Annotated in this window: 15 protein-coding genes; all 15 read left to right on the forward strand. The window is 36.5% G+C overall.

The genetic code is table 11. The features are described from left to right. Positions 1-221: 221 nt before the first annotated feature. The 15 genes from rfbB to LUA86_RS01805 all read left to right on the forward strand — a co-directional run bounded on the left by rfbB (position 222) and on the right by LUA86_RS01805 (position 18,022). Positions 222-1,274 carry a dTDP-glucose 4,6-dehydratase gene (gene rfbB / locus LUA86_RS01735; RefSeq protein WP_231458822.1) on the forward strand — a complete coding sequence of 351 codons (1,053 nt, stop codon included), beginning with the start codon at positions 222-224 and terminating at the stop codon, positions 1,272-1,274. Beyond that, positions 1,274-1,816, forward strand: coding sequence for a dTDP-4-dehydrorhamnose 3,5-epimerase (rfbC, locus tag LUA86_RS01740; RefSeq protein WP_231458823.1), 543 nt, complete (start codon positions 1,274-1,276; stop codon positions 1,814-1,816). The genes rfbB and rfbC overlap by 1 nt, the downstream gene beginning before the upstream one ends. 1 nt (position 1,817) lies before the next feature. Then, a complete protein-coding gene (gene rfbD, locus LUA86_RS01745) occupies positions 1,818-2,681 on the forward strand; it encodes a dTDP-4-dehydrorhamnose reductase (RefSeq protein WP_231458824.1) in 864 nt (287 codons plus the stop codon). A 14-nt stretch (positions 2,682-2,695) separates the two neighbouring features. Then, entirely contained in the window at positions 2,696-3,556 is an 861-nt protein-coding gene (rfbA, locus tag LUA86_RS01750) for a glucose-1-phosphate thymidylyltransferase RfbA (protein WP_231458825.1), read from the forward strand. A gap of 606 nt (positions 3,557-4,162) precedes the next feature. Further along, a complete protein-coding gene (locus tag LUA86_RS01755) occupies positions 4,163-5,434 on the forward strand; it encodes a nucleotide sugar dehydrogenase (protein WP_231458826.1) in 1,272 nt (423 codons plus the stop codon). 98 nt (positions 5,435-5,532) lie between these two features. Beyond that, entirely contained in the window at positions 5,533-6,684 is a 1,152-nt protein-coding gene (gmd, locus tag LUA86_RS01760; protein ID WP_231458827.1) for a GDP-mannose 4,6-dehydratase, read from the forward strand. A gap of 36 nt (positions 6,685-6,720) precedes the next feature. Next, the gene (locus LUA86_RS01765) at positions 6,721-9,258 is read left to right on the forward strand and encodes an SLBB domain-containing protein (protein ID WP_231458828.1); all 2,538 of its coding nucleotides are present in this window, start codon (positions 6,721-6,723) and stop codon (positions 9,256-9,258) included. Between the two features lie 126 nt (positions 9,259-9,384). Next, entirely contained in the window at positions 9,385-10,509 is a 1,125-nt protein-coding gene (locus LUA86_RS01770) for a Wzz/FepE/Etk N-terminal domain-containing protein (RefSeq protein WP_231458829.1), read from the forward strand. Positions 10,510-10,513: 4 nt separating this feature from the next. Then, positions 10,514-11,536: a polysaccharide biosynthesis protein gene (locus LUA86_RS01775; protein WP_231458830.1), complete on the forward strand. Its 1,023-nt coding sequence runs from the start codon at positions 10,514-10,516 to the stop codon at positions 11,534-11,536. A 5-nt stretch (positions 11,537-11,541) separates the two neighbouring features. Further along, entirely contained in the window at positions 11,542-12,630 is a 1,089-nt protein-coding gene (locus LUA86_RS01780; RefSeq protein WP_231458831.1) for a DegT/DnrJ/EryC1/StrS aminotransferase family protein, read from the forward strand. Further along, a complete protein-coding gene (locus LUA86_RS01785) occupies positions 12,630-13,691 on the forward strand; it encodes a DegT/DnrJ/EryC1/StrS aminotransferase family protein (protein WP_231458832.1) in 1,062 nt (353 codons plus the stop codon). Before LUA86_RS01780 ends, LUA86_RS01785 begins: the two co-directional genes overlap by 1 nt. Positions 13,692-13,693: 2 nt before the next feature. Next, positions 13,694-14,197 carry a hypothetical protein gene (locus LUA86_RS01790; protein WP_231458833.1) on the forward strand — a complete coding sequence of 168 codons (504 nt, stop codon included), beginning with the start codon at positions 13,694-13,696 and terminating at the stop codon, positions 14,195-14,197. A 46-nt stretch (positions 14,198-14,243) separates the two neighbouring features. After that, positions 14,244-15,506, forward strand: coding sequence for an NAD(P)/FAD-dependent oxidoreductase (locus tag LUA86_RS01795; RefSeq protein ID WP_231458834.1), 1,263 nt, complete (start codon positions 14,244-14,246; stop codon positions 15,504-15,506). A 32-nt stretch (positions 15,507-15,538) separates the two neighbouring features. Next, the gene (locus LUA86_RS01800) at positions 15,539-17,008 is read left to right on the forward strand and encodes a flippase (protein ID WP_231458835.1); all 1,470 of its coding nucleotides are present in this window, start codon (positions 15,539-15,541) and stop codon (positions 17,006-17,008) included. A 6-nt stretch (positions 17,009-17,014) separates the two neighbouring features. Beyond that, the gene (locus LUA86_RS01805) at positions 17,015-18,022 is read left to right on the forward strand and encodes a hypothetical protein (protein ID WP_231458836.1); all 1,008 of its coding nucleotides are present in this window, start codon (positions 17,015-17,017) and stop codon (positions 18,020-18,022) included. Positions 18,023-18,087 lie beyond the last annotated feature (65 nt).

Genomic DNA, 18,087 nt, shown 5'->3' on the forward strand with positions numbered 1-18,087 from the left:
CTTTATCTATGCTTTATCCCTACTTGAGCTACGCTGTATCTACGGATAGAATAGAGTGTCTTAAATAGTTTAATAATTTGTACCTCGTAACGAAGAGGTATGCTGAATTGTGTTTTACTGAGATTAAGTATTATAAAGCTTTACTAATACATAATTAATTGTATATGTGTAATATCTATCTTATTTTAGCAGATTGAAATTCATATATCTCTGATAACAACGTGAAAAAAATTCTAATTACCGGTGGTGCCGGCTTTATCGGTTCTCATGTAGTGCGCCGTTTCGTAAATAACTATCCTCAGTATGAAATTGTAAATTTAGACAAATTAACCTATGCAGGTAATCTGGCTAATTTAACTGATATTGAAAATAAACCAAATTATAGGTTTGTAAAGGAAGATATCGCAGATGCTTCGGCAATGAACGAGTTGTTCAAAACAGAAAATTTCGATGCGGTTATCCATTTAGCTGCAGAAAGCCACGTAGATAGATCGATTGCTGATCCAACCGCATTCGTCATCACCAATGTAATCGGTACGGTAAACTTATTAAATGCCGCCCGCGAATATTGGAAAGGCGATTACGATAAAAAAAGATTTTATCACGTAAGTACAGATGAAGTTTATGGCGCATTAGGCGAAGAAGGTATGTTTACGGAAACCACCGCTTACGATCCGCATAGCCCGTATTCTGCATCAAAAGCAAGTTCAGATCATTTTGTACGTGCATACCATGATACTTATGGTATGGACTGTGTAATTTCGAATTGCTCTAACAATTATGGTTCTCACCATTTCCCGGAGAAATTAATTCCATTAGCCATAAATAACATTAAAAATAACAAACCTGTTCCTGTTTATGGTAAAGGTGAAAATGTTCGCGACTGGCTTTGGGTTGAAGACCATGCCCGTGCAATCGATGTAATTTTCCATAATTCTAAAACCGGTGATACTTATAATATCGGCGGACATAATGAATGGAAAAATATCGACTTAATTAATCTTTTATGTACCATCATGGATGAAAAATTAGGTCGTGAAAAAGGTGAATCTGCTAAATTAATTACTTATGTAACCGATAGAGCAGGTCATGATTTAAGGTATGCCATCGATTCTTCTAAATTGCAAAAACAATTAGACTGGGTACCTAGTTTACAATTCGAAGAAGGTTTAGCTAAAACGGTTGATTGGTATTTACAAAATGAAGATTGGTTAAACAATGTTACTTCAGGCAATTATCAATCTTATTACGAACAACAATACAGCAATAAATAATGGAGATTCAAGAAACAGGATTAAAAGACTGCTTTATTATTAAGCCAAGGGTTATTGAAGATTCAAGAGGTTATTTTTTCGAGGGATTTAATAAAAACACCTTCGAAGAAAAAACAGGTATGAATGGACAGTTTGTTCAGGATAACCAATCTTTTTCTACTTATGGCGTTATCAGAGGATTGCATGCACAGGCAGGTGAATTTGCACAGGCAAAACTGGTTCGTGTGCTAAAAGGCGAAGTTTTAGATGTCGCTGTGGATATCCGTCCGGGTTCTCCAACTTTTGGTAAACACATTTCGGTAAAACTAAGTGCCGAAAACAGGTTGCAATTATATGTACCAAGAGGTTTTTTACACGGTTTTTCCGTCTTAAGTGAAACCGCTGAATTTTTTTACAAGTGCGATAACTTCTATGAAAAATCAGCTGAAATCGGCATCATGTATAACGATCAGGATTTAGGTATAGACTGGATGATTCCTGAAGATAAGGCATCTATTTCAGATAAAGACTTAATATTAAATGCTTTTTCTTCCTTAAAATAATATGGGTAAAATATTAGTAATCGGCGCAGGCGGTCAGTTAGGGCAATGCCTTAAAACTGTGGCAGAGCGTAGAGGTATAAGTGATATCGTATTTCCGGTAGAGCAGGAAGCCAATATCCTGAACGAAGAACTTTTAAAAACACTATTGGAAAGAGAAAAACCAGCTTTTGTTATCAATTGCGCCGCATATACTGCGGTAGATAAAGCAGAAGATGAAACCGAATTAGCTAAAGCAGTAAACGAAACAGGTGCTGCTAATTTAGCAAGGGCCTGCAAAGTTGTGGATGCTGCTTTAGTGCACATCTCTACAGATTTTGTTTTTGAGGGAACTGAGGTGAAACTTCTGAAAGAAGAAGACGAAGCTAAACCTATCAATGTATATGGTGTAACCAAACTTGACGGTGAAAAAGCTGTAGTATCTATTTTAGATAAACATTTCATTCTTCGCACCAGCTGGTTATATTCAGAATATGCCAATAACTTCGTAAAAACGATGTTAAAATTGGGTGCAGAAAGAGATGAATTGGGTATAATTGCTGATCAGGTAGGCACACCAACTTATGCCATCGACTTGGCCAATACAATTTTTGATATCATTGATTCGGGTTCGGAGCGTTATGGTTTATATCATTACAGTAATGAAGGCGTAACTTCGTGGTTTGATTTTGCTAAAGCTATCTTTGACATCAGTAATACCCAGGTTAAAGCCAATCCCATTCCGGGTTCAGCTTATCCAACAAAAGCTACCCGACCGGCTTTTTCAGTTATGGATAAATCTAAAATTAAATCAACATTTAATATAGAAATCCCTTACTGGAGAGATAGCCTGGTGGAGTGTATCTCAAAAATTAAGAATACTCAATAACCAATTTTCAAAAAATGAAAGGTATAATCTTAGCTGGTGGCAGCGGAACACGTTTACATCCTTTAACGCTTGCATGCAGTAAGCAAATGATGCCGGTTTACGATAAGCCGATGATTTATTATCCGCTATCTACTTTAATGCTTGCCGGTATTAAAGAAATTTTAATTATTTCTACGCCTCACGATTTGCCAAATTTCGAGAAATTATTGGGTGATGGTGCTGCTCTTGGCTGTAAATTCAGTTATGCAGTACAGGCAGAACCGAATGGTTTGGCGCAGGCCTTCGTTATTGGAGAAGAATTTATTGGTAAAGATAAAGTTGCTTTAGTTTTAGGCGATAATATTTTCCATGGTGATGGAATGGCTAAATTATTGCAAGCCAGTTCAAATCCAGAGGGCGGTGTGGTATTTGCTTACCAGGTTTCCGATCCGGAACGTTATGGTGTAGTAGAATTTGATGAAAATAAAAAGGCCATCTCTATTGAAGAGAAGCCTGAAAATCCGAAATCAGACTACGCTGTGCCAGGCTTATATTTCTATGATAATGAAGTGGTAGAAATTGCTAAAAAGATCAAACCCTCACCAAGAGGTGAATATGAAATTACTGATGTTAACAAAGTTTACCTGGAAAGAGGTACTTTGAAGGTTGGTGTTTTATCAAGAGGAACAGCCTGGTTAGATACCGGTACTTTTACTTCATTAATGCAGGCAGGTCAGTTCGTTCAGATTATCGAAGAACGTCAGGGCTTAAAAATCGGATGTATTGAAGAAATTGCCTATCGCATGGGTTTTATTGATGGAGAACAATTGAAAGCAATAGCTACGCCATTGGTTAAAAGTGGTTATGGCGCTTATTTGCTGAAGCAGATTAAATAAAGAATAAAAAACATATAAATGAGCCACAATATTTACCTAACCTTAAATATGTGGCTTTTTTTATGGGATAAGTTTTGGGTTGTTTGCTTGCCGCAAGGCTCTTTCTTTTTTCTTGATATAAAAAGAAACAAACCTGAGCGCAGCGAAAGCATGCCTACCAAAAAAACAACAACAAAAAAGATATAACATCAAGGCTTGCAACTGGTATTGGCTATGCGCATCGAAACTTATATTACGGCAGCACAAGCCCGATGAAAAATCGGGGGGATGTGCTGTCTGGCTATTGGTTACTTAGAGTTTGTTCAAAAGTTTCAATGGCCTATGCAACTATCATTTGCTATGCCAGGCGCCAGGGCATAGAAGTAGAGGTGCATTATAAAAATGGCTAAGCATTAGTATTGCCAGGGTTGTACAAATTTTACCAGCCTATGCTACTTCAATTAGGATGTTAGTTTGTTGTGCTTTTAAGTGGGTATTTTAAATCCAACTTTTATATCCTTAGATTGGTATCTGAAGAAACGTAACAATTTTATTTAGAAGGGCTAATCAATCAAATAAAACTGGATAGATGATTTTAATTACCTTTATCCGCAATACATCAGTTAAATGGATAAGACTAAAAAAATTGCCATCATTGGATTAGGTTATGTTGGATTGCCTTTGGCCCTTGAGTTTGCCAAAAAATATGAGGTGATAGGCTTTGATATTAATGAAGAGCGTGTTAAAGAGTTAGAGGAAGGGAATGATCATACAAAAGAAGCCGATTTAGCTGAACTGAAAAAAGCCATTAGTGAACACGGAATAAAATTTAGCAGCAGCCTCCCTGACATTAGCAATAGCAACATCTATATTGTTACCGTACCTACGCCCATCGACCACCTGAAACAACCAGATTTAACACCGCTATTATCTGCCTCCAGGATGTTAGGTGTTGTTTTAAAAAAGGATGATATTGTCGTTTATGAATCTACAGTTTACCCTGGGTGTACTGAAGAAGATTGTGTGCCGGTTTTAGAAAAAATCTCCGGTTTAAAGTATAATGTAGATTTTTTTTGCGGTTATTCGCCCGAACGCATAAATCCTGGCGATAAAATAAATACCCTTACCAAAATTAAAAAAGTTACTTCTGGTTCCACTCCGGAGGTTGCAGTTGAAATTGATGCGCTCTATTCCAGCATCATTACGGCAGGTACACACCTTGCACCAAGTATAAAGGTTGCAGAAGCTTCCAAAGCTATTGAAAACGCCCAGCGTGATGTTAACATTTCATTTGTAAATGAGTTGGCTTTGATATTCGATAAGATGGCTATCGATACCAGCGATGTTTTAGCTGCGGCATCCACTAAATGGAATTTTTTGAATTATAAACCCGGTTTAGTTGGTGGTCATTGCATCGGCGTAGATCCTTATTATCTTGCACATAAATCTGAGTCTTTAGGTTACAAACCCGAAGTTATATTATCCGGAAGACGGGTAAACGATAATATGGGCACTTTCGTAGCAAACAAGGTGATTAAGATGATGGTGGCAAAAGATAAAGTTATCAAAAATGCTAAAGTGCTGATTTTAGGTTTTGCTTTTAAGGAGAATTGTCCCGATATCAGAAATACCCGTGTTGTAGATATTTACAAAGAGCTAAGATCATTTTCTGTGGATGTTGAGGTTTATGACCCATGGGCAGATAAAGCAACAGTTTTAAAAGAACACCAGATACAGCTACTAGAGGATTTACAAAGTACCGATTATGATGCTTTGATTTTAGCTGTAGCCCATCAACAATTCTTAACCATAGATTATAAGGCTCTGAAAGCCAATAGTTGTGTAATCTTCGATACTAAATCATTTATTGATAGAGATTTTGTAGATGCAAGGTTGTAGGCATTTCCTCTTCTTTTGAAATTGATTCGCTGACTTGTATTTTTTTACACAAAATTTATTACGTATGTTTGCGGGCTTAATGTCTATGAATTAATTTTATGAAAGTTGCTCTTATTACCGGTGTTACCGGACAAGATGGTGCATATTTAGCCGAATTTTTGTTAAAAAAGGGTTACTTTGTTCATGGTATTAAAAGAAGAAGTTCTCTTTTTAATACGGACAGGATAGATCACCTCTATCAGGATCAGCATGAAAACAATGTTCATTTCAAACTCCATTACGGTGATTTAACCGATTCTACCAACTTAATCCGCATCATTCAGGAAACACAGCCAGACGAGATCTATAACCTGGGGGCGATGAGTCATGTTATGGTCTCGTTCGATTCGCCAGAATACGTAGCGAATGTTGATGGCATTGGAACACTACGAATTTTAGAAGCGGTACGTATTTTAGGCCTTGAGCAGAAAACTAGGATTTATCAGGCCTCTACTTCCGAATTATATGGCGGGATGCCAGAGAATAAAAATGATAGGGGTTTTTATGATGAAAACTCTGCCTTTTATCCCCGTTCACCTTATGGTGTTGCAAAGGTTTATGGTTTCTGGATAACTAAAAATTATCGCGAAGCTTATGGAATGTTTGCTTGTAATGGTATTTTATTTAACCATGAAAGTCCACTACGTGGCGAAACCTTTGTAACCCGTAAAATAACAAGAGCAACGGCTAAAATCGCTTTAGGTTTGCAAAACTGTCTTTACCTGGGTAATTTATCTGCACAAAGAGATTGGGGCCATGCAAAAGATTATATCGAAGCCATGTGGCTGATTTTGCAACAAGATAAGCCTGAAGATTTTGTTATTGCAACCGGTGTAACCACTACGGTTCGTGATTTTGTTCGAATGAGCTTTGCGGAGCTTGGTATCGAAATTGAATTTTCGGGCAAGGATGAAAATGAAAAAGGTGTAATTATTTATGTTGAGGAAGAAAGGGCAATAGCCTTAGGTTTAAATCTTGATAACTTAAAACCAGGTCAAACCATAATTAGAGTAGATCCTAAATATTTCCGACCTACCGAAGTTGATTTGTTATTAGGAGATCCTACTAAATCAAAGACTCAATTAGGTTGGAAACCAAAATATGATTTACCTGGCTTGGTTAGGGATATGGTGATTGCCGATTTGCATTTAATGAAAAAAGATGAATATCTTAAATCGGGTGGTTTTAAAACCTTAAATTATTTTGAATAACAAGTGAAGCTGAAAAAGCTTGACAATACTATATTTATGAAACAAAAATTAGTTCTATTATTATCCTTGTTCATCTTTACATTATTCACCAATACGGTGGTTTTAGCACAAAGCAATTTTGCCAACCAAAAAGTTGATGAATTATCTGATGCACAAATCAAACAATTGATGCAAAGAGCAGAATCGTTAGGCTATAGTGATGCCCAACTTGAACAAATGGCGGCAGCTCAGGGCATGAAAGCTGAAGAAATTGCAAAACTGCGTACTAGAGTCGAAAAAATCAGGCAAGGTGGAACGGCTGCTTCGTCTGTTAAATCTTCAAATACAGGTAATAGTAGTGGTTCAGCAGTAAGAACCGATCGACAGTATGTTGGCGGAGGCGATAGCACCTCTATCACACAGCCCACTAAACAAGAGTTAATTGATAAAGCCTTTGATGATTTAAAACCTAAGATATTTGGTTCAGAATTATTTAAAAATACCAATATCACTTTTGAGCCAAATTTAAGAATGGCAACACCAGCAGGCTATGTTATTGGTCCTGATGATCAATTATTAATCGATATTACAGGTGATAACGAAGCCAACTATGATTTGAAGGTTAGTCCGGATGGTTCGATTAGAATAGAATATGTTGGCTTGGTTAAAGTTGGCGGCTTGAGTATTGAAGAGGCCCGTTCAAAAATCAGATCTTTAATTTCTGGGACGTACCCTGCATTACGTTCGGGCAGAACAAAGCTGGCTATTAATTTGGGCAATATTCGTGGAATTAAAGTGGTATTGAATGGTCAGGTAACCAAACCAGGCACTTATACTTTGAGTTCATTATCCAGCGTGTTTAATGCATTATATGCAGCAGGCGGGCCAAACCAGAATGGCTCTTACCGTAAAATTCAGGTGGTGAGAAGTAATAAAGTGGTAGCAACTGTCGATTTCTATGATTTAATTATCAACGGTATGCAACGTGGCAATATTCGTTTACAGGACCAGGACGTGATTAATGTTCCGGTTTATGAAAACAGGGTAGAGCTAGTGGGTGAAGTTAAAAATCCGGCCATATTCGAAACCCTGAAAGGCGAAAGTTTTCAGGATGTTTTGGATTTTGCGGGTGGCTTTTCGAACATCGCCTATCAATCAGCGGTTAAGGTTTTCCAGAACACTTCAAGAGAAAGAAAAATCACCGATATTTTTGCAGCTGATTTCGGCACATACATTCCTAAAAATGGCGATAAGTTTTTTGTTGAACCTATCTTAGATAGATTTGAAAATAGGGTAGAAATTTCTGGTGCAGTATTCAGGCCTGGATATTTTGAATTGGAAAAAGGCATGACCTTGAAGCAATTGATTCAAAAAGCAGACGGCTTAAAAGAAGATGCTTTTATGAACCGCGGTTACATCAGCCGTTTAAATCCCGATAATACCCTAGGACTGGAGCCTTTTGATGTGGCAGCCATCATGAATGGTACTCAGCCAGATATTCTATTAAAAAGAGAAGATAGGATTACCATTTCTTCGATTTTTGATTTAAGGGATGAATACAAGGTTACGGTGCAAGGTGAAGTGAGGCAGCCTGATCAATTCCGTTACGCAGAAAATATGAGTATTGAAGATGCGATACAAATGGCAGGTGGGTTTAAGGAAGGTGCCTCCCCAAATCGTATTGAAATTTCAAGACGCGTTGGCAATAGTAATGTTCAATCCGTTGCAGCAAGTACAGCTGATGTTTTTACCATCAACATTGATAAAAATTTAAAATTATTGTCTGATACTACCTTTATACTCCAGCCTTTTGATATTGTCTCTGTAAGAAGTGCAGAAGGCTATGTGGTACAAAAACAGGTGAAAATTGAAGGCGAAGTGTTGTTCCCAGGTACTTACACAATAAAAAATAAAAACGAAAGAATTTCTGATTTAATTAGGCGTGCAGGTGGATTGACTGCGATGGCATATACAGATGGCGCTTCTTTGAGAAGACCAGGGGTAGATACAACCACTTTTAAGAATGATAAAGCGGCTGCGAGCAATAACGATGAGGCATTGAAAGAGCGAAAGAAAGAAGAGCAGGCTAGGATTATAAATTTAAAAAGAGTTACTCAATCCGGCGCCGATACAAGCAATTTTAGCAGGCAAGCGCAGATTATTACCTCAGACATGGTCGGGATCGATTTAACCAAGATATTAAAGTATGCTGGAAAAAGAAATGATCTGCTACTTGAAGACGGGGATGTTATTAAAATTCCTAAACAATTGCAAACAGTCAGGGTGAGTGGAGAAGTGCTAAATCCCAATAACATTGTTTTTAGAAAAGGAAAAGGTTTCAAAGGATATGTGAATGGAGCCGGTGGATTTACTGCTAATGCTTTAAAGGCCAGAGCTTACGTAAAATACGCAAATGGTTCCGTCGAAGGTGCCAGAAGTTTCTTGTTTTTTAATAACTATCCTAAGGTGAGGCCGGGCGCTGAGATTTTGGTCCCTAAGCGTGCTGAACGAGAACGATTGACCCCAGCTGCCTGGATTGGAATCGGGACGGGTCTGGCTTCTTTAGGGGCAATTATTGTGAGTCTGTTAAGATAACTTACCTTTCTAATATTTAATTTTAAGTAATTTACTTCACTTAGTGACGTTTGTGGTGGGTTTAACGAGATTAAAGCTTTTGAGCATGAAGGTAAATACAAGCAATCCTTGAGGCGCTAATGATAAATGGCAACGAAAAAAGACACAATGACAACTGAAAGTCAACAATCTAAAAGTATAGAAAACGATGAAATTTCTTTAAAAGAGTTAATCATCAAAGGGCAGCTATGGTGGCGTTATTTGCTTTCTAAATGGATAATTATTATAACATCTATTTTAATTGGCAGTGCCATAGGGTTTTTCTACGCAACTTCTGAAACACCAAAGTATACTGCTACTACTACATTTGTGCTGGAGGATGAAAAAGGAGGTGGAGGCTTAGGAAATTTAGCCGGTTTAGCATCCATGGCTGGTGTAGATTTAGGGGGTTCTGGTGGAGGAATTTTTCAAGGAGAGAACATTTTGAGCTTATATAAATCGAGAGCGATGCTCGAGAAGACATTGCTCTCTACAGTTCAAATCAACGGAAAAGATCAGTTGTTAATCGATCGTTTTATAGCGTTCAACTCCCTGAGGGAAAAATGGGCTGATAAACCACAGCTTTTAAAGCTGAACTTTCAAGCAGATAGCATGCAAGATGGTTTCCCCAGCCTTAAACCCAACCGTTTACGGGATAGTATATTAGGGGCCATTGTCACAAATTTAAATCGTGAATACTTATTCGTTGCAAAACCAGATAAAAAATTGAGTACTATTCAAGTTGATGTCAGAGCCAAAGATGAAATATTTGCAAAAGCGTTCGACGATCAGCTGGTTAGAAATGTAAACGAATTTTATGTTAATACTAAGACAAAAAAGACATTACAAAACGTACGAATTCTACAGCATAAAACTGATTCGGTAAGAGCTGTTATGAATGGAGCAATATATTCAGCAATTGCAGTGGCAGATGCCACACCTAATTTAAATCCGACAAGACAGATTCAGAGAGCTGCCCCAGCACAAAGGTCGCAGTTTTCTGCAGAGACAAATAAAACTATACTCGCTGAGATGGTCAAAAATTTAGAGTTGACTAAAATGTCTTTGCTAAGAGAAACTCCATTGATACAAGTTATCGATCAGCCTGTTTATCCCCTCAAAATAGTTAGGCTCGGTAAGGTTAAAGGAACAGTTATAGGTGGCGTGCTATTTGGTTTTTTAATAGGCCTCGCATTAACAACAAAATATATATTCAAAAGAATTTTAGAATAAAAATATGTACAAAGATAAAACACTTCTTATTACGGGTGGAACAGGATCATTTGGAAATGCCATGTTAAAGGGATTCCTAAATTCTGACTTAAAAGAAATTAGAATTTTTTCTCGTGATGAGAAAAAGCAGGAAGACATGAGAATCGAATATAAAAATGATAAACTAAACTTTGTTATTGGCGACATTCGGGATTTTAATAGTATTAACAATGCAATGAACGGTGTTGATTTTGTTTTCCACGCTGCTGCATTAAAACAAGTTCCTTCCTGCGAATTTTATCCAATGCAAGCTGTTCAGACAAATATTTTAGGTGCAGAAAATGTACTCGAGGCTGCCGCTAAAAATAAAGTTCAGCGTGTTGTTGTTTTAAGTACAGATAAAGCTGTATATCCAATTAATTCTATGGGTATATCAAAGGCGATGATGGAAAAGATGACAATTGCTAAAGCCCGTGATCTGAGGGTAAAAAATAACAATGCTGTCTTCACCGCCACTCGTTATGGAAATGTGATGTGTTCTCGGGGCTCAATTATTCCATTGTTTATCAAACAAATCAAAGAAGGCAAACCATTAACAATCACAAATCCTGATATGACTCGCTTTATGATGTCATTAGATGATTCTGTAGAATTGGTGATGTTCGCTTTCACCAATGGAAATCCAGGAGACATCTTTGTGCAAAAATCTCCAGGCGCTACGATTCACGTGCTTGCTCAGGCATTAAAAGAATTATTTAATGCAAGCAATGAAATTCAAATTATTGGAGAAAGACATGCAGAAAAGATGTATGAAACACTTTGCTCCAAGGAAGAAATGTCTAAAGCAGAAGATTTAGGTAAATTTTATCGGGTGCCTGCAGATTTTAGAGATTTAAATTATACGAAATACATACAGGAAGATGGCCCTAAGTTAATTAACGACGAATACAACTCTGATAACACCTTAAGGCTGGATGTTGAGGAGTTGAAGAAACTGCTATTGACATTAGATTACGTTAAGGAAGAATTAGCTTCACATCAAAATTAATTTGCATGTTACCATTAGTACAAACAGCGATTCCGCCAAGGGAAATTTTGATTCCCAAGCTTGAAGAAGTTTTATATAGCGGTTATGTTGCTCAAGGGGAAATTGTTGAGCAATTTGAGCGAAAATTTGAAGAATACATTGGTTCCGGCCATACACTTTCACTCAATTCTGGTACTGCCGCACTGCATATTGCCTTAATTTTGGCTGGTGTTACGGCAGGAGATGAAGTCATTAGCACGGCACTAACTGCCGAGCCAACGAATGTAGCGATTAAGATGGTTGGCGCAAATGTGAGGTGGGCGGATGTTGATTTGGAGACCGGAAATATTTCAGCTGAAGCTATTGAAGGGGCCATTAATTCTAAAACAAAGGCTATTATTGTTGTTGACTACGCCGGAATTTCGGTGGATGTCGAAAAGATTCAGGCAATTTCTCTTAAGTATAACATACCTGTAATTGAAGATGCTGCTCACGCACTGGGTGCAACATTTAAGGGTAAAAGAACTGGTAACCACTTTCCTTTTACAGTATATTCCTTTCAGGCAATTAAACATTTAACCACCATAGATGGCGGGGCTTTGCAAATACAGGACAAAGAAATGTACGAGAAGGGTAAACTTATCCGTTGGTTCGGTTTAGATAAAAAACTTAGCCGGATGGATAATAACATTACCATACAAGGCTTCAAGTATCATATGAACAATGTTAATGCAGCTATTGGATTAGTTCAGCTGGAAAGCATCGAAGACCTGGTGCAAACATATATTGCTAATGGCAAATACCTGGATGAGCAATTAAAGGATGTTAAAGGTGTCGAATTAATTCAATATTATCCAAACACGGAGGCTTCGTATTGGCTTTATACCATCAAGGTTGATAACCGAGATTCGTTTATTAAAATGATGGCGGATAATGGGATTATGGCCTCAGAACTTCATAAAAGAAATGATTTGCATACCTTTTTAAACGATTACCCGGCAAATTTACCTAATCTTGATCAATTTTACAGCAAAATGGTTCACCTTCCATGTGGTTGGTGGGTAAATAAAACAGATTGTGATAAAATGATTTCTTTAATTAAATCCGGTTGGTAATGATTCCAGTCTTCAAGCCATACATGCCCGAAGGTATCATGCCAGAAATTCAAGAAATTTTATATTCTGGAAATTTAGCCTATGGGAAATATGGAAAATTATTCGAACAACAACTTTCTGAGTATATCGATAACGACAAAATTGTAACGGTAAGCTCTTATAATCACGCCATGCTAATGGCGTTGTCTATACTCGATTTAAAACCTGGTGATGAAATTATTGCTTCGCCGGTAAGTTGCTTAGCATCTAACCAGCCATTCGTGGTCAAAAACTTAAATGTTATCTGGGCAGATGTTGACCCCTTAACTGGAAGTATGTGTCCGGAAGATGTTTTAAAACGGATTACGAGCAAAACTAAGGCTATTTTTCACAATCATTTTTGTGGTTTCTTGGGTAATATTACGGAGATCAGCAACATCGCCAAACAGCACGGTTTATATGTGGTTGATGACTGTATTGAAGCATTTGGTTCTGAATATAACGGTTTAAAAACTGGAAACCTATTATCAGATATGTCTGTATTTTCCTTTCAAACCGTAAGATTACCAAATACAATTGATGGGGCAGCCATATCTTTTAATAATGAAGAATTGTTTAAAAAGGCTCAAAAGATTAGAGACTATGGTATCGACAGATCGAAATTCAGAAATCAATTAGGCGAAATCAGCGATAGTTGTGATATTGAAGTAGAAGGGTACGGTGCATTAATGAGTGAATTAACTTCATATATCGGCTACATGCAAATGAATCAAATCCCTTCGCTCTTAAGTAAGCAACGGGGCAATGCTGAAAAGTGGTATGAGAAGATAGCAGAGATGCAAGATGTTTCCTGCGTTAAATTAACACCTCAGACAAAACCGAATTACTGGGTTTTTGGCATTCTTTGCGAACATAAGGCAGATATGCTAGCGAAATTCAGAAATGAAGGTTGGTATGCAACCGGAGTTCATATCAATAACAATCTTTACTCCGTATTCAAAAATAATGAGGAGTTGAAAGGTGTAAATGAATTTATGAATAAGTTTTTGGCTTTACCTTGCGGATGGTGGGTACATATATAGTTATGGTTGAGGAGCTAATACTTTCAAAACACAGGGATATCTCCGAAATTCAACTTGAGGAGATATGTAAACTTAAAGCCATTAGATGGAATTATCCTTTAGAGGAACATAAAAGCTGGATGCAAAAAAATATTGAGGCTAATGACTATCACTTATTGGTCAGCAAGGATCAGCAATTGGTTGCCTATTCAAATCTGATAAATACCTTTGCATCTATTAACGGAGAACTTACAGTTTTTAAAGGAATTGGCAACGTTTGCACAAGAGAGAGCGGTCAAGGGTATGGGAACATATTGATGGATTCAATAAATATATCCCTTTTCGAGCATAATTGGAAAGGAATTTTACTATGTAAAGATCATCTTATTGCTTACTATCAAAAATTTGGATGGTCCTTGGTTAAAAAGAAAGAAATCTTATCTCCCATCGCGGACGGTATAAATTATATGATTTATAACCACAAACTTAAGGTTAACAGTTTTGAGTATAGTGGTCGAAATTTCTAAAAGGCAGTAATAATGTGGTTTTCATCTAAAAACAAATAAATCAACAATGAAGAAAGTAGTAGTAATTGGTTCAGGTATTTCTGGCTTAAGTATTTCCAGAATGCTGGCAGAAGATAACGAAGTTGAGATTTTGGAACGTAACGAATTGCATGGCGGTTTAATAAAATGCAAAAGGATTGATGGCAATTTATTCCATCTCGTTGGCGGTCATGTTTTTAATAGTCGCAATACAATTGTTTTAGATTGGTTTTGGAAGCATTTCGATATCGAAAATGAATTTATTAAAGCAAATCGAAATGCCAAGATATTGATGAATGATACCTTAATTGGTTATCCAATCGAGAATTACTTATACCAGCTCCCCGAGCAGCAATTAACAACTATATTGAATGAGTTGCTTGATAAGTTATCGGAAAAGGTAAAGGATGTAAGTGACTATGAAAACTTTAAAGATTTTCTAATTGGCAACTTTGGCGAAGCGCTATATAACACTTATTTTGGCCCTTACAATACAAAATTATGGAATACTGATTTATCAAAGGTTCCTCTTGTGTGGCTTGATGGGAAGTTACCAATGCCTAAGTTAAGAGAAGTGATATTTAGTAACGTCATTAAAAAAGAAGAATCTACAATGGTTCATGCTACTTTTTATTACCCATGCAAAGATGGATCTCAGTTTATTGTTGATAGGCTAGCTGAAGGGTTAGCTATAAACAGATCTTACGATGTACAATCGATAGAATACTTAAAGGAGCAACAATTGTCTGTTAACAAGGGAGATAAGGTGGTTGATTCTATCATTTACTGTGGCGATGTAAGAAAGCTACATACAATAGTTAAAATTGATGATTCAGAATTACAGCATGCAATGAAAGAAGTATCGAACCTGCTTTCCAATGGCACTTCAAACGTTCTTTGTGAAACGGATGCGAATGATGTTTCCTGGTTATATTTACCGGAAGAGAAGTTTAAGGCACACCGTATAATTTACACTGGTAATTTCAGTGATTCAAACAACGGAGGAACATCCCGTAAAACTTGTGTTGTCGAATTTTCTGGCAAACAAGATCAGAATGATATGGTTGAAGAATTGGCATTACTACCTGGCAACTTATCACCCCTTGCATTTAATTACGAACCAAATTCGTACATAATACAAGATGGGGAAACCAGAGACAAAATATCACTATTGAAAAAATTACTGAAACCCTATGGCATCTTTTTGCTGGGACGATTTGCTGAATGGGAATATCACAATATGGATAAATGTATAGAGTCTGCGATGGAATTGAAAGCGCTTAATTTTTAGTTTGGTTAGGGCAGGGTTATCCTTTAGTTGAAATGATGGTAAAATTAAAAACAAACGCTTTCTATAATATTCTGCTTACAGGATCTGGTCTGGTATTGCCCTTGATAACTTTCCCTTACGTTACGAGAATTCTAGCTCCAGAAGGGATTGGTCATGTTAATTTTGCGAATTCCTTTATTCAGTATTTTGTAATTTTAACTTCATTAGGTATTCCATTATATGGCATTAGGGAAGTTGCAAAAGTAAAAGAATCGCTAGTAGCAAGGAGCAAGATCTTATTTGAACTACTATCAATTAAAGTTGGTTGCACCATCGTAGGTATTCTAATCTACCTCCTATTAATTTTTACTATTGGTAAGTTTCATGATAGCTTAATTTATTATCTGCTGGGTATTAGCACTATCATCATCGGAATATTTGACTTAAATTACTTTTTTTATGCTTTAGAAGACTTTAAATACATCACCATACGAACAGTTTTTTTTCAGGTTGTTTCGGTGATTATCACCTTCATACTGATTAAAACCAAAGAAGACACATTGATTTATTTTTGTATTCCAATATTGATCAGCCTTTTAAATACTGTAATTAATACTAAATACATCCTAAAGTTTATTGATTTTAAGGTTTTATCATCCAAATTAGATATCAGAACACACATCAAACCTTTACTGTTACTATTTTCCGTAATGGTTTTTACCAGTATATATAATTTACTTGATACCACTATTCTGGGGTTTATAGCTGGCGACGCCAGTGTAGGGTTTTATACTGTTGCGTCTAGAATTAACAAAATACCGTTGTCTTTAATTATGGTTCTGGTGCCTGTAATGCTGCCCAGAATTTCCGTTGAATTTAAAAATGAAAATCATACCGAGATCAATAGACTTATTAGTAAAACGCTGCAGTTTGTTATTCTTCTAGGCGTTCCCATTATGGTAGGTTTGTATTTGTTGGCACCAGAAATCATTACTTTATTCTCCGGTAAGGCTTTTTCCTCATCCATTACAACGCTACGCATCATGTGCCCAATTATTTTGGTAATTGGTATGACTACCAATTTTAGCACACAACTCTTAATCCCTATGGGCAAGGATAAACAGCTTTTAAACGCAGTCATTATGGGTACCGTAGTAAGCTTAATTCTTAACATCACCCTTATTCCGGTCTTTCAAGAAAACGGGGCAGCCATTTCTAATTTGCTTGCAGAGTTGGTGGTACTGGTAAGTTGTTATTTGTATGTACGTAAAAGTATCGAGGTAAAAATTCCATTCCAACAAATTATATTATTAACAGTATTATGTATGCCATTCTTTGGGTTTGTAATACTTTCCAGGGTGATATTTTCGATACCAATTTTCGTATTGCTTTCTGCTGTATGTTTTTGTGCCCTATACTTTCTAATCTTACAGGTCTTTGTCTTAAAGAACACAATGATTCTGGAGGTTGTATCAACGGTAAAGAGTAAAATTTCAAAAAAACCATCTAATTTTCCTGCTTAATAAGCTATGCAAATAAAAAATATTTATTCAACACGCAAGAGTAATAGCGAGGTTTACTCAGATCTGATCTACGAATGGGAAGATTGTATCGCAGAAGAATTAAAGATTCCAATACACTCATCCACCAAGGTTTTTGCCAGATTGACTAGTATGGGTTATAGGATGGCTAGTAAGATCGGTCTTTCCAACCTGTTTCAGCAGGTCAATAACTCGTTTAAACCTCATGCTTATACCCTAATCTATCACCTTTATCCAGTAAAAGAATTTGGATTCAAGGTGTTCTCAGATAAAATACCGTATTTAATCGATTTTGATAAAAATGTTGACATCAATAACTTCAACAAGGTTTATGAAAACTGTAAACTTATTTTAGTTTCAAGTTTAAACGCATATAATATATTAAAGGAAGCCAACTGCCCGTTAAATATTGTTCATTTACCACTAGGTCTCTCTGATAAATATCAGCTATTTACTGATTACCAGAGTAAAAAGTATGATGCCATTTTTGTAAGGAAAAATAGAGTTTTGGAGGAGTATGCCGAACGTTATGCTTCATCACATCCAAATTTTAATTATGTATTTAGAACCTGGGCAGGTAATAATATGTATAGAAATAATGTTTATGTTTCTAATTTAGATGGGGTTTTAGGTGAGTATTCTAGCCGCTCTGAGTACATAAATTTATTAAGAAGTTCCAAAATTGCATTTTACTCTACACCAGGTACTGATGAGAAAGATTCAAAGTTTATTAACCATGTAACACCCAGCCTTTTCGAATTTATTGTAAATGGATGCCGCATTGTGGCCAGATATCCAGAGAATGAGGAGACTAGATCATTTGATTTATCCTCAATATCTGAATCCATGAGTTCGTACGAAATATTTGAAGAGACGCTAACAAATCACCTAAGAGATCAAACGGGCGACTATTTGATTAGTAGCAAGAAATTTTTGGAAAAGGTGTATATGAACAGGAGAATAACAAGTTTAAAAGAAATACTAGAAAAATATTAAAGGGCGCAATGCTATCGTATCATAGCAAAAATAAAGGGTATATGCTTACAAACCTGGATATCGAC

It is taken from the genome of Pedobacter sp. Leaf132 (assembly GCF_920984695.1).
Taxonomy (GTDB): Bacteria; Bacteroidota; Bacteroidia; order Sphingobacteriales; family Sphingobacteriaceae; genus Pedobacter.

Excerpts from the sequence above, each read along its gene's own strand:
- rfbC (WP_231458823.1), top strand. The coding sequence starts at position 1,274 with ATGGAGATTCAAGAAACAGGATTAAAAGACTGCTTTATTATTAAGCCA.
- rfbD (WP_231458824.1), top strand. The coding sequence starts at position 1,818 with ATGGGTAAAATATTAGTAATCGGCGCAGGCGGTCAGTTAGGGCAATGC.
- rfbA (WP_231458825.1), top strand. The coding sequence starts at position 2,696 with ATGAAAGGTATAATCTTAGCTGGTGGCAGCGGAACACGTTTACATCCT.
- LUA86_RS01755 (WP_231458826.1), top strand. The coding sequence starts at position 4,163 with ATGGATAAGACTAAAAAAATTGCCATCATTGGATTAGGTTATGTTGGA.
- gmd (WP_231458827.1), top strand. The coding sequence starts at position 5,533 with ATGAAAGTTGCTCTTATTACCGGTGTTACCGGACAAGATGGTGCATAT.
- LUA86_RS01765 (WP_231458828.1), top strand. The coding sequence starts at position 6,721 with ATGAAACAAAAATTAGTTCTATTATTATCCTTGTTCATCTTTACATTA.
- LUA86_RS01770 (WP_231458829.1), top strand. The coding sequence starts at position 9,385 with ATGGCAACGAAAAAAGACACAATGACAACTGAAAGTCAACAATCTAAA.
- LUA86_RS01775 (WP_231458830.1), top strand. The coding sequence starts at position 10,514 with ATGTACAAAGATAAAACACTTCTTATTACGGGTGGAACAGGATCATTT.
- LUA86_RS01780 (WP_231458831.1), top strand. The coding sequence starts at position 11,542 with ATGTTACCATTAGTACAAACAGCGATTCCGCCAAGGGAAATTTTGATT.
- LUA86_RS01785 (WP_231458832.1), top strand. The coding sequence starts at position 12,630 with ATGATTCCAGTCTTCAAGCCATACATGCCCGAAGGTATCATGCCAGAA.
- LUA86_RS01790 (WP_231458833.1), top strand. The coding sequence starts at position 13,694 with ATGGTTGAGGAGCTAATACTTTCAAAACACAGGGATATCTCCGAAATT.
- LUA86_RS01795 (WP_231458834.1), top strand. The coding sequence starts at position 14,244 with ATGAAGAAAGTAGTAGTAATTGGTTCAGGTATTTCTGGCTTAAGTATT.
- LUA86_RS01800 (WP_231458835.1), top strand. The coding sequence starts at position 15,539 with ATGATGGTAAAATTAAAAACAAACGCTTTCTATAATATTCTGCTTACA.
- LUA86_RS01805 (WP_231458836.1), top strand. The coding sequence starts at position 17,015 with ATGCAAATAAAAAATATTTATTCAACACGCAAGAGTAATAGCGAGGTT.